Source organism: Candidatus Contubernalis alkalaceticus (assembly GCF_022558445.1).
Lineage (GTDB): Bacteria > Bacillota > Dethiobacteria > SKNC01 > SKNC01 > Contubernalis > Contubernalis alkaliaceticus.
In genome coordinates, this window is sequence record NZ_CP054699.1 from 1,367,883 (window position 1) to 1,380,827 (window position 12,945).

A 12,945-nucleotide genomic window follows, 5' to 3' on the forward strand; every position below is an offset into this window, starting at 1 on the left:
AATTTTTTTTGTTCCCAAACAAATTAAAATTGACCGTAATTCCGGGGACACCATACTTAATTATTAAATAAGACAAGGGGATCAGGATAAACTGGAAGGGAATTAATAATTAAGTATGGTGTCCCCGGAATTCGCCCCGGAATTGGAATTACCCCCGGAATTACCGGAATTACCGGAATTATCCCCGGAATTATTCTATCCGGAATTATCAATTATTATATCGAAGGCCTTAACTGGTTTCTTTTTTTTTGTAAAAAATAAAAACTGGCTGGGAAAAGAGAATAGCGTATATCCCCAGGGACTTTTGGATAAAAATAATTTTAATAATAAATTTCCATACTAAAAGGGGTATTTACAATTTTTATAGAATATACGTGGTTAAAAGAAAATTATTCCTTATAGGGGTAGGAAGGAGTTAACCGGTGGATATTAAAGATTTCCTGCAAAAAATATCAACAACACCCGGTGTTTCCGGATATGAAGACGGGGTGGCGGAAATTGTGGCTGCTGAATTTAAAAAGTATTGCCACCAGGTCAACCGGGATGCCCTGGGAAACGTAATTGCCCTTAAAAGGGGCACGGATAACGGGTCTGACCGAATGAAGATTATGTTGGCCGCCCATATGGATGAGATTGGCCTTATGGTTTCAAAAATTGAAAAGGGCGGTTTTTTACGAATTTCTCCTGTGGGAGGTATTGATCCCAGGTCTTTATTGAACCAGGAGGTGCTGGTACATGGGAAGAAAGATTGCTCTGGTGTCATTGGGGCCAAGTCACCTCACATTTTAGAGCCAGAGGAAATGAATAAGGGTGTAAAGATGGATAAGCTCTACATAGACCTGGGGCTTTCGGAGGAAAAAGTAACGGAAGTGGTATCTGTGGGGGATATAATCACTATTCGGAGGGATTTTGTTAGTTTAGGAGAACAGATGGTGGCGGGTAAAGCCATGGATGACCGGGCCGGTGTTGCTGTTGTTCTGCAGTGCCTGCAGGAGCTTCAGGGATTAAAGCACTCAGCTGATGTTTTTGCTGTTGCCACAGTCCAGGAGGAGGTAGGGGTACGGGGAGCTATTGTGTCCTCCTATGGAGTAGCCCCGGATATAGGGATTGCTATCGATGTTTGTCATGGAGATATGCCCGGGGTTCCGGATTATAAAACATCTGTCCTGGGCAAAGGTACTGTAATCACCACAGGTCCCAATATTCATCCAATTATATACAAAAGGTTGAAAGAAACAGCAGAGGAATATCGGATTCCTTATCAGGCAGATACTGCTCCAGGGCCCACCGGCACAGATGCCTGGGCGCTGCAGATATCCCGGCAGGGAATTGCCACCGGTCTGGTATCCATACCTCTCAGGTACATGCATACCTCGGTGGAATTACTGAACATGGAGGATATTAAACATTCTGCCAGACTGCTGGCAAGGTTCATCGCTGCTCAAAAAATTGATGAACTGAAGGAGTTGATGGAATGCTATTAAAAGTGTTATCGGAGGCATCGGGAGTTTCTGGCGGGGAACAGGAAATAAGGAGTATTATTCGGCAGGAGGTCAGTCCCTATTGTGATGAAGTCAGGACGGATGTCCTGGGCAACCTGATTGTGCACAAAAAAGGTGAAAAGGACGGGCCTGTCCTTATGGTGGTTGCCCACATGGATGAGGTGGGGATGATTGTAGCGGGTTTTGAGAGAAGTGGACTGCTGAGGTTTTCCAAAGTCGGAGGGTTGGATGACCGGGTTTTGGTCTCTAAGGTGGTTCAGATTGGGCCTCAAAAAGTGCCTGGGGTCATTGGAGCTAAAGCCATTCACCTTCAACAACCGGAGGAAAGAAATAAATCTATTAAAATTGAAGAGATGTATATTGATATTGGTGCCAGAAGCCAGGATGAAGCAGAAAAAAAGGTTAAACTGGGAGACTATGTTTCATTTACTACTGGGTTTGAGGAAATCGGTGACCACTGTTTTAAGGGTAAAGCCTTGGATAATCGGGTGGGCTGCTTTATCCTTATTGAAATGTTAAAAAAGAATAACTACCCCTTTTCTTTTTATGGAGTTTTTAGCGTTCAAGAGGAGGTAGGGATGAGGGGTGCCGGGACAGCGGCCTACAGCATAAAACCAGATTTGGCTTTAGTGGTGGAAGGTACAACCGCAGCGGACATACCTGAAGTTAAAGAGGAAGGCCATGTTACTACGTTAGGGAGAGGGCCTGCTCTTTCTATCATGGATGCCTCCGTAATTGCCCACCGGGGTATGGTCAGCTTTTTAAGAAAGCTGGCGGAGGAGAAAGGTATCCCTTATCAGATCAGACGTTTTACAGGTGCCGGGACTGATGCCGGCAGAATTGCCCTTACCCGGGAAGGTATTCCTTCGGCGGTAGTTTCAGTGCCCTGTCGTTATATCCATAATCCTGCGGGTATATCAAGTTTTAAGGATTTAGAAAATACTAAAAAACTGGTAGAGGCTTTCTTAATGAATTTACCGGAAGGGGGATTTAATGATGAAGGAATTAATTAGGGAATTAACAGAAATATATGGTCCTTCCGGCAGGGAGGAAGTAATCAGGAATGTAATCCAGGAAAAAATAAAACCTTTGGTGGATGAAATCGAAGTTGACAGCCTGGGCAATTTAATTGCTCGTAAAAAGGGGCCGGGGAAGAAAATAATGTTGGCGGCCCATATGGATGAACTGGGGCTTATGGTAACCTTTGTGGATAAAAATGGTTTCTTGAGATTTTCCAATGTTGGTGGAATTACACCCCATATTCTTCTGGGAGAAAGAGTAGTTTTTGCCAATGGGACTGCAGGTACAATTGGATGTGAGAAGATTGACAGCTGGAAGGATTTAAACTTTCAAAAACTGTATATTGATATCGGTGCTTCTGATGAAAAAGAAGCGAAAGAAAAGGTGAATATTGGGGATGTGGCTGTCTATCAGAGAGGTTTTCAGGATCTGGGAAAGCGCATTATTTCTAAAGCATTAGACGATCGGGTTGGCTGTGCCTTATTAATTCAGGTGTTAAAGGAAATAGAATCACCGGCTAATGATTTGTACTTTGTGTTTACGGTTCAAGAGGAAGTGGGGGTTAGAGGTGCCCGGACTTCCGCTTATAGAATTAAGCCGGATTACGGCCTGGCAGTAGATGTAACCCGGACCGGAGATACTCCGGAATCCGAAACCATGGCGGTGTCTTTGGGCAAAGGGCCTACGGTTAAGGTAAAGGATACATTAATCATAGTTCACCCAAAAATCAAAAAAATTATGGAAGAAGCCGCCGAAAAAGCAGGAATTCCTTACCAGTTGGAAATTTTAGAAAGGGGTGGGACAGATTCCGGAGCCATCCATTTAAGCAGAGAAGGAGTGCCCTCTGGTGTAATGTCTATACCCTGCCGCTATATCCATACTCCTTCGGAAATGGTGGATTACGATGATGTGGTTAATGGTGTAAAACTGTTAAAAAGTATATTAGAAAAGCCTCTGGAATAATCAGAAAACATTTATTATTTGTTTTTTCTTATTTTTTTCTTGAAAATTTTCATATGTCCCTATATAATCGTAGGTGAAATGTATGTATAAGTTAATACTAACGATGGATCTGCCTGGAGCCAACGGTTGGACCGGGACAGAAGGAGCGTTATTATTTTTCGGAGTACTATGCCTTCTTGACTGTGTCGAGGAGGTATATTTTTTTTAAAATATTTCAGAAAAAGGAAGGAAAATTAAGTGGAGTCCATAGCTATTGTAGGTGCAGGAAACGTGGGAATTACCTTGGGGTGTCTTTTAAAGAAAAAAGGCCGACAGGTTGATGGTGTTATTAGCAGGACCCGAGAATCTGCTCAAAGAGGCGCAGAAATTATTGGTACAGAAGGATATACTGAAATATTTCCTCTGCTTGAGACTGCCAATATTATTTTTATTACTACTCCTGACCGAGTCATTGAAGAATCATGCCAAAGCATAGCCCGACAAGGTGGTTTTAAAGCAGGAGACCTGGTAATACATTTTAGTGGTTCTCACAGTTCCGAGATATTATCATCTGCCCGGGCCAGTGGTGCATCGGTAATGTCTGTACATCCTCTGCAAACGATACCCGGACCGGAGGCGGGGATTAGAAATCTTCCCGGCTCCTATTTTGCTGTAGAAGGAGATGAACAGGGCCTGTTCTTTGTTCGCAAATTAATTTCGGATTTGGAGGGGCATCTGCTGGAAATTCCAACAGAAATGAAACCTCTGTATCATGCCTCGGCTTGTGTTGTTTCTAATTATTTTGTGGCTATTGTACGTCTGGGACTCAGTATGATGGAACAATTGGGGGTAACTAAGGAAAATGCTCTTAAGGCAATGCTTCCCCTAATCTCGGGAGCACTGCAGAACATTGAAACAGTAGGAGTCCCTCAAGGGTTAACGGGGCCCATTTCCCGGGGGGATGATTCTACCATCCGGGACCATTTAAAGGTGATGAACAAGGAAATGCCTGATTGTGTTCCTCTTTACGGGGAATTAGGGAAATATACGGTTAAGGTTGCCCTGGAAAAGGGTAGTATAGATAAAAAGCAGGCCCAACGGCTGCAGAAAGCTCTGGAGGTGTAGTTATGTCAAAGAAGGGTAGAGTAACAACTTTTGATTTAAGAGAGAAAAAAAGGAAGGGCGAAAAGTCAACCATGCTTACCGCCTATGACTATTCCCAAGCAAAAGTTGTAGACGAAGCCGGGGTAGATATGATCCTGGTGGGAGATTCGTTGGGGATGGTGATGTTGGGTTACGAGAGTACTTTGGCAGTAACCTTGGAGGAAATGATTCATCATGGAAAGGCGGTAGTTAAAGGCAGTAAGAGTGCTATGGTGGTAATGGACTTGCCCTTTTTGACTTATCAGGTGAATCGGGATGACGCCCTGAGAAATGCAGGTAGGGTTATTCAGGAGACGGGAGCCCAGGCCGTAAAGCTGGAGGGCGGAATCGAAGTAATTGAAGCGGTGAAAGGAATTGTGGAAGCCGGGGTTCCGGTGATGGGTCATTTGGGATTAACCCCTCAGTCAGTTGGACAGCTGGGAGGTTACAAGGTGCAGGGGAAAGATAAAGGGGCCGCCAGAAAAATGATTGAGGATGCTAAAGCATTAGAAGAGGCCGGTGCCTTTGCCATTGTGCTGGAATGTGTCCCCTGGGAGCTGGCCGCTTTTATTACTGAGCAGTTATCCATCCCTATAATCGGCATTGGAGCCGGGAAGCAGTGTGATGGTCAGGTTCTGGTATTTCATGATGTTATGGGCCTTTTCGATGAGTTTAGGCCTAAGTTTGTTAAGCAATATTTAAACTTACGGGAGGAAATGGTAAAAGGGATTAAAGATTATGTGGGTGAAGTCAAGACAGGTGTTTTTCCTGCAGAGGAACATATCTTTAACTTGGGGATGAACCTGGAGAGCCTGTTAGAGGAATAGGGGCGGCCAAATTGATTATAATAAGGACCATACCGGAATTAAAGGAAGCTATTGGTAAAGTGCGAAGTATGGGTCGTACCATAGGGTTTGTACCTACTATGGGGTATCTTCACCAGGGACATCTCTCTCTGGTGAAGGCTGCAGTTAAGGAATGCGATTTTGTGGCAGTAAGTATTTATGTAAATCCCATTCAATTTGGAGTAGGGGAAGATTTTGAAAGCTATCCTAGAGACCTGACCGCTGATGCCCAAATGTGTCAGCAGGAGGGAGTGGACCTGATTTTTTCACCCGGGGACCAGGATATGTACCCTGGTGGTTATGCTTCATTTGTGGAGGTGGAACAGCTAACCCAGGGTCTTTGCGGCCGAGGACGCCCCGGTCATTTTCGGGGAGTCACCACTGTGGTCACCAAACTTTTCAATTTGCTGGAACCAGACATCGCTTATTTTGGACAAAAGGATGCTCAGCAGGCCCTGGTTTTGAAAAAGATGGTGGAAGACTTGAACATGAATTTAACCCTAAAGATTATGCCCACTTTAAGGGATGAAGATGGTCTGGCCATGAGTTCCCGGAACGTCTACCTGTCTTTAGAAGAACGAGAAGCAGCCCTGGTACTTTTTAAAAGTTTAACCCGGGCAGAGGAAATGATTCAGGGGGGCGTGAGAAAAGCATCGAAGATTTCAGGTGCTATGAAAGAGATTATTGCCGGAGAACCGTCGGCTCATTTAGAATACATAGAAATTGTGGATACCCACAAACTGGATACTATGGAGGAGTTGGAGGCTGAAGTGCTCATCGCCTTAGCCGTCAGGGTAGGCCAAACCCGTTTAATTGACAATATGATTGTGGAGGTGTAACTATTGTTTCGCAATATGTTTAAATCTAAGATCCACCGGGCAACGGTGACTGATGCTGACTTGAATTATAATGGGAGTATCACTATAGACAGTGAACTTTTGGAAGCCTCAGGGATACTTCCTTACGAACAGGTCCACGTGGTGAATATCAATAACGGTAACAGATTTGAAACCTATGTCATTGAAGGAAAACCTGGGTCTGGAGAAATATGTATAAACGGAGCAGCAGCCCGTCTGGTTCATTCCGGAGATTTAGTAATTATCATTACTTATTCCATGGTGCCGGAAAATGAACTGAATCAATTTGAAGTGAAAACAGTCCTGGTGGACTCCCAAAACAAAATCGTTAGAATAAATCGAGATAAGGTTATAAAATAAGCTGTCAATCAATTCTTATGCTGACTGTAAAGTCAGTTTTTTTTTGTGAATTAAATTGTATATTGTATCCCAGAAGAACTTCAGGATGGCAATCTTTCTACAGTAGGCATATTATAGAAAAGAAAAACAGAATTGCTAATTTGTTGAAATATCGTAACCTTATGTTATACTATAAGATGTTGGCGGAGGTTAACGCAAAGGAGCGGAGAAACTTCATGGAGGTGTTGTTAAAATGGTGAACAAAATTGAAAAACCGGCGAAAGATAAAAATAGAAAAAAAGCACTGCAAAGAGCCGGAGAATTAAAGGAAAGTATCCGGGATTATATGGAATACCGCGGTAACATAGTTTCGGGTTTAAATTTACAGGAGCAGTTTCAGGAGAATAAAGAAAAAATTAAAAATCATTTTGGTGCAACAGAAGAGCAGTGGCAGGATTGGAAATGGCAAATTGAAAATCGCATATTTGACGAAGAAAAACTTTCCATATTTATAGATTTATCAGAAAAAGAAAAAGAAGAGATCAAACAGATTGGAACCCAATATCGGTGGGCTGTTTCTCCATATTATCTGAGTCTGATAGATAGCAGTAACCCCCAGTGTCCCGTAAGAAAACAGGCCGTCCCCTCTATTTTGGAATTTACCGATGAATTGGGACAATTGGATCCCATGGCTGAGGAAGAAACCTCTCCTGCTTCGGCAGTTACTCGGAGATATCCAGATCGGCTGATTATAAATGTGACTAATCAGTGTGCCATGTACTGCCGTCACTGTCAAAGGAGAAGAAACATTGGTGAAGAAGATGTAGGCACTCCCAGAGAAGAAATTATAGAAGCTTTAAATTACGTAAGAAACAACGAGGAAATTAGGGATGTTCTTCTCACCGGGGGAGATGCCTTTATGCTCTCCAATCAGGAAATTGATTGGCTTTTGACGGAGTTGGAGAAGATTCCTCACGTAGAAATGAAAAGACTGGGTACTCGAACCTTGGTGACCATGCCCATGAGGATAGATGATGAACTGTGTTCCATTCTGGAAAAACATGATGCTGTTTATGTAAATACCCAGTTTAATCATCCTAAGGAAATCACAGAAGAATCTCGCCGTGCCTGTAAAAAACTGGCTAAAGCCGGTATTCCCTTAGGTAACCAGGCAGTACTTTTAAAGGATATCAATAATAATCCCCATGTCATGAAAAAATTAAACCAGGAACTATTGAAAATTTCAGTCAGGCCATATTATATTTTTCATGCCAAAAGAGTAAAGGGAACCTCTCACTTTCGAACCCCTGTAGAGGACGGGTTGGAAATCATGGAGCATCTGAGGGGAAAAACCTCCGGCTTGGCAATTCCTACATTTATTATTAATGCTCCCAAGGGTTGTGGTAAGACTCCTATGCTTCCGGAGTATCTGATATCTATGAGTTCGGATAAAATATTTATTCGAAACTGGGAAAAGAAAATATATGAGTACATCAACCCTCGCTATTAAAACCTAAAGGCCCATTAGGGCCTTTTTTCTTTTGTTTTTGGCAGGAATAATTTTCTAGCTGTCGAATGTAGGAATTATCCAATTTATGAAAAAGTTTCGTCTTTTATGCTTTAATAAAAGGAAAGAAGGGATTTGACCTGTCAGATCAAAAATACTGGGCTGCTCTTGCAAAAATTTCCTGCCTCGGGCCTATAAGAATTATAAACTTAATAAAAAGTATGGCATCTGCAAAAGAGGTTTGGCATAGTTCTAGAGAGGAACTGGAAAGGGTCAAGGGAATTACATCAAAAATATGCAATAGGATTATTGAGGAAAGGAAGAATGTGGATGTTTATGGCGGCTGGCAGGAGATAAAGGCCAAGGGGATTCAGGTAATTACTTATGAGGATGAAGATTATCCGGAATCTTTAAAACATATCCATGCTCCACCTGCTCTCTTATATGTGAAGGGGGCGGCCCTTTTTGAAAAGCATCCAAGGATTGCGGTGGTGGGAACCCGTAAATGTACTCCCTATGGTAAGAAAATAGCCGTGGAGGTCAGTCAAACCCTGGCAGAACAGGGATTTACTGTGGTAAGCGGCATGGCCAGGGGGATTGATACATTAGCCCATCTTAGCTGTCTAAAAGCGGGAGGCAGAACTATTGCAGTCCTGGGAAGCGGGCTGGATGTGATATATCCCCGAGAAAATGAAAGTTTGTCCAAAAAAATAGTGGAAAATGGTGCCCTGGTATCTGAGTTTCCTCTGGGGACTAAGCCGCTCCCCAGAAATTTTCCCATGAGAAACCGTATTATTAGCGGGCTTTCTTTGGGTGTAGTCGTGGTGGAATCCGCCCATAAGAGCGGTGCTCTCATTACAGCTGATTGTGCGTTGGAACAAGGCAGGGAAGTATTTGCCGTTCCAGGGAATATAGATAGTCCATACAGCAGGGGCTGTAACCGCTTGATTAAACAAGGGGCCGTATTATTGGATAGCCCAATAGACATTTTGCAGGAATTGGGTTATGATGTAATTTATGAATCTGAGGAACAGGAGAATGTTTGCTTGACTTTACAGGAGGAAGAGCTCTTACGTTTTTTAACATCGCAGCCTATACACGTTGATTCCTTGAGGGAACAGTGCGGCCTTTCCTCCCGGCAGTTGAATGCCCTGCTTACATTATTGGAATTGAAAAAAATTATTAAGCAGTTTCCAGGTAAATACTTTGTCAGGATATAAATATGTATAACCTGGAATATAAAGTGAAAGATATGATATATTATTTATCAGGTCAAATCATTGTGGGGGTGTATCAATGTACCTGGTTATCGTCGAATCACCGGCAAAAGCCCGTACTATTAAAAAGTTTTTAGGAAAAAAATATAAAGTAGAAGCATCTATGGGACATTTAATTGATTTACCTAAAAGTCAATTCGGTATTGACGTGGATAAACAATACAGTCCTAAGTACATCACTATCCGAGGCAAGGGAGATATCTTAAAGAAATTAAAAACCGCCGGAAAAGGGGTTGACAGAGTGTACTTTGCCGCTGACCCTGATCGAGAGGGGGAGGCCATAAGCTGGCACCTGATGAGGGCCCTGGATGTAGACGAAACGGAACTCTGCCGGGTTGAGTTTCATGAAATAACCAAAAATGCTGTAAAAGATGCCTTTAAGAAACCCAGGAGAATTGATAAAAACCGTGTTGATGCCCAGCAGGCAAGGCGGGTTCTGGACCGGCTGGTAGGATATAAGATCAGTCCACTACTCTGGAAAAAAGTTAAAAAAGGTCTCAGTGCCGGCCGGGTCCAATCAGTTACAATTCGATTAATTTGTGATCGGGAAGAAGAGATTAATGCCTTTGTCCAGGAAGAATACTGGAGTATTGGTGCCCAATTAACATCTAAGTATAAAAAGGATGCTTTCCCCGCTAAGTTCTGGGGAAAGGAAAAAGAAAAAACAAAGCTTCCCAATGAAAACTCTGTCAATATTATTATGAAAGCGTTAGAAAACGCTGTATATATAATTAAGACTATTAAGAAACGAGAGAGAAAAAGAAACCCTTCTCCTCCTTTTACCACCAGCAGCCTGCAGCAGGATGCTTCAAGAAGATTGGGGTTTACAGTGCGAAAGACCATGTCTGTAGCCCAGCAGCTGTATGAAGGGATAAATTTGAAAAAAGAGGGCAATGTGGGACTTATTACCTATATGCGCACTGATTCCACCAAGATTGCCGAGAGTGCCAGAGAAGAGGCAAAACAGTATATCCTGGATAAATATGGTGACAATTATTACCCTTCAACGCCCAGGGAGTATAAATCAAAGAAAGGTGCACAGGAGGCCCATGAAGCTGTACGTCCTACCTCCATTTTGCGAGATCCGGAAACTATAAAATCCCAGTTATCTAAAGACCAATACCGTCTATATAAATTGATTTGGGAAAGGTTTACCGCCAGTCAGATGGCCTCTGCGGTTTTTAATGTTGTTTCTATAGATATAACCGCATCTGAGTACCTCTTTAAGGCTTCCGGGTCTACAGTGAAGTTTCCGGGATTTTTGGTTCTATACGATGACCAGGAAAAAGATGAAAAGGAAAAGCAGAGCGCTCTTCCGGATCTAGAGGAAGGTCAGGAATTGAGTCTCTTAAAACTGGAACCACAGCAGCATTTTACCCAGCCTCCACCTCGTTACACCGAAGCATCCCTGGTAAAGACATTGGAGGAGTTGAGAATTGGTAGGCCCAGCACTTATGCTCCTATTATTGGAACTATACAGGCCCGAGGTTATGTGGTGAAGGAACAAAAGGCTCTGGTGCCTACGGAATTGGGCCAGATAGTGGTGGATATCATGAAAGACTATTTCCCCGATATTATTGACGTTGACTTTACCGCAGAACTTGAGCAAAAGTTGGACCAGGTAGAGGTGGGAAAATCTCCATGGATCGATGTGGTAGATAATTTTTACGGTCCTTTTCAAAATAGTCTTCAGAAGGCAGAAAAAGACATGGAGAAAATTGAAATACTAGACGAAGTCAGTGAGGAAATTTGCGAAAAATGTGGACGCCATATGGTATATAAACTTGGACGCTATGGAAAATTCCTGGCCTGTCCGGGATTTCCTGACTGTCGCAATACCAAGCCAATTTTAAAACCAACGGGAGTAGATTGTCCGGTTTGTTCTGGAGAAGTTGTGGAACGAAGAACAAAAAAAGGCAGAATATTTTTTGGCTGCAGCAGTTACCCTGAGTGTGAATTTATATCCTGGAATCAGCCTGTTAAAGAGAAGTGCCCTCAGTGTGATTCGGTGCTGGTAGAGAAAAGAAGCAAGCAAAAGGTGACCCGGGAATGTATGAACAAAAGCTGTGATTACCAGATTATCATGGCTGACCAAAAACAAACCTGATTATTATATTGTTTTTTTATAAGACAAAAATGTCGGAGGTATTCAAATGAAAAATGAAATAGTGATTATCGGCGGAGGCCTGGCAGGGTGTGAGGCTGCCTGGCAGGCGGCACGACGGGGGATCAAGGTCACTTTATATGAGATGCGCCCAAATAAAATGACCCCTGCCCACCATACGGGATTACTTTCTGAGCTGGTATGCAGCAACTCTTTGCGGGCTTCCGGATTGGAAAATGCGGTGGGACTTTTAAAGGAAGAGATGAAGATGCTGGATTCATTAATTATGAGTTCTGCGGAAAAAAGTTCTGTGCCTGCCGGTAAAGCCCTGGCTGTGGATCGGGAGATGTTCTCCGGGTTGATACAGGAGTCTTTGGAAAAAAATGATTTAGTAGAAATAATCAGACAGGAAATGGAAACTATTCCCATTGATCTAAAGGATATCCCGGTAGTTGTGGCCACCGGGCCTCTTACATCTCAGGCATTGGCAGAAGATATTAAGGGAATGACCGGTAGTGAGCATCTGTATTTTTTTGATGCGGCTGCTCCTATTGTAACCCTGGAATCTATTGATATGAATAAAGTGTTCAGGGCCTCCCGGTATGGAAGAGGTTCTGCGGACTATTTGAACTGTCCTATGACTGAAGAGGAATATAATCGTTTTTGGAAGGCGTTGACTGAAGCGGAGCGTCATCAGCCAAAGGAATTTGAAAAAGAAGTTTTTTTTGAAGGGTGTATGCCGGTGGAGGAAATGGCTAATCGGGGTTATCAGACTCTTTTATATGGCCCGTTAAAACCTGTAGGGTTGGAGGATCCCCGTACTGGAATGCAATCCTATGGGGTTGTTCAGTTAAGGCAGGACAATTTGTCCGGCACACTATACAATATGGTAGGTTTTCAGACCAGCCTTACCTGGGCGGAACAGAAACGAGTCTTTAGTATGATTCCTGGATTGGAAAAGGCAGAATTTGTCAGGTACGGAGTAATGCACCGGAACACCTTTATAAATTCTCCCCGGGTGTTAAAACCTACGCTGCAGTTAAAGAATAGACCAGGTATCATGTTTGCTGGTCAAATTACTGGTGTGGAGGGATATGTTGAATCAACTTCATCTGGATTGGTAGCAGGAATTAATGCATCACTTCTGGCCCAGGGTAGAGAACCTCTGATTTTTCCCAATACTACAGCCCATGGAGCCCTGTGTCATTATATTACTACGGCAGACCCTGAAAAATTTCAGCCCATGAATGTAAATTTCGGCCTGCTTCCTCCTTCCCGAGAGAAGATTAAGAAAAAAGAACGAAAATTATATTATTCCCAAAGAGCCCTGCAGGAATTGTCGGATTATATCAAAAATGCTTCCCTTAATCTTGCATAACCATAGGCAATATGGTAAGATTTTAAATGAA

Annotated in this window: 11 protein-coding genes; all 11 read left to right on the forward strand. The window is 42.9% G+C overall.

What is annotated here, in order from left to right:
* Window positions 1–422: 422 nt before the first annotated feature.
* Window positions 423–1,484, forward strand: a complete 1,062-nt coding sequence (locus HUE98_RS06670) for a M42 family metallopeptidase (RefSeq protein WP_241423073.1) — start codon at window positions 423–425, stop codon at window positions 1,482–1,484.
* Entirely contained in the window at window positions 1,475–2,515 is a 1,041-nt protein-coding gene (locus tag HUE98_RS06675) for a M42 family metallopeptidase (RefSeq protein ID WP_241423074.1), read from the forward strand. The genes HUE98_RS06670 and HUE98_RS06675 overlap by 10 nt, the downstream gene beginning before the upstream one ends.
* Window positions 2,499–3,485 (forward strand): M42 family metallopeptidase, encoded by a 987-nt coding sequence (locus HUE98_RS06680; RefSeq protein WP_241423075.1) that lies wholly within the window; start codon window positions 2,499–2,501, stop codon window positions 3,483–3,485. Before HUE98_RS06675 ends, HUE98_RS06680 begins: the two co-directional genes overlap by 17 nt.
* A gap of 237 nt (window positions 3,486–3,722) precedes the next feature.
* Window positions 3,723–4,589 carry a Rossmann-like and DUF2520 domain-containing protein gene (locus HUE98_RS06685; protein ID WP_241423076.1) on the forward strand — a complete coding sequence of 289 codons (867 nt, stop codon included), beginning with the start codon at window positions 3,723–3,725 and terminating at the stop codon, window positions 4,587–4,589.
* Between the two features lie 2 nt (window positions 4,590–4,591).
* A complete protein-coding gene (panB, locus tag HUE98_RS06690) occupies window positions 4,592–5,434 on the forward strand; it encodes a 3-methyl-2-oxobutanoate hydroxymethyltransferase (RefSeq protein ID WP_241423077.1) in 843 nt (280 codons plus the stop codon).
* An 11-nt stretch (window positions 5,435–5,445) separates the two neighbouring features.
* A complete protein-coding gene (gene panC, locus HUE98_RS06695) occupies window positions 5,446–6,291 on the forward strand; it encodes a pantoate--beta-alanine ligase (RefSeq protein ID WP_241423078.1) in 846 nt (281 codons plus the stop codon).
* Window positions 6,292–6,294: 3 nt separating this feature from the next.
* The gene (panD, locus tag HUE98_RS06700; RefSeq protein WP_241423079.1) at window positions 6,295–6,669 is read left to right on the forward strand and encodes an aspartate 1-decarboxylase; all 375 of its coding nucleotides are present in this window, start codon (window positions 6,295–6,297) and stop codon (window positions 6,667–6,669) included.
* 232 nt (window positions 6,670–6,901) lie between these two features.
* Window positions 6,902–8,158, forward strand: a complete 1,257-nt coding sequence (eam, locus tag HUE98_RS06705; protein ID WP_241423080.1) for a glutamate 2,3-aminomutase — start codon at window positions 6,902–6,904, stop codon at window positions 8,156–8,158.
* A 218-nt stretch (window positions 8,159–8,376) separates the two neighbouring features.
* Window positions 8,377–9,375 carry a DNA-processing protein DprA gene (gene dprA / locus HUE98_RS06710; protein ID WP_241423081.1) on the forward strand — a complete coding sequence of 333 codons (999 nt, stop codon included), beginning with the start codon at window positions 8,377–8,379 and terminating at the stop codon, window positions 9,373–9,375.
* A gap of 76 nt (window positions 9,376–9,451) precedes the next feature.
* Window positions 9,452–11,539 carry a type I DNA topoisomerase gene (gene topA / locus HUE98_RS06715; protein WP_241423082.1) on the forward strand — a complete coding sequence of 696 codons (2,088 nt, stop codon included), beginning with the start codon at window positions 9,452–9,454 and terminating at the stop codon, window positions 11,537–11,539.
* 40 nt (window positions 11,540–11,579) lie between these two features.
* Complete coding sequence (gene trmFO, locus HUE98_RS06720; RefSeq protein ID WP_407080304.1) at window positions 11,580–12,914, forward strand: methylenetetrahydrofolate--tRNA-(uracil(54)-C(5))-methyltransferase (FADH(2)-oxidizing) TrmFO; 1,335 nt, start codon at window positions 11,580–11,582, stop codon at window positions 12,912–12,914.
* Window positions 12,915–12,945: the final 31 nt, after the last annotated feature.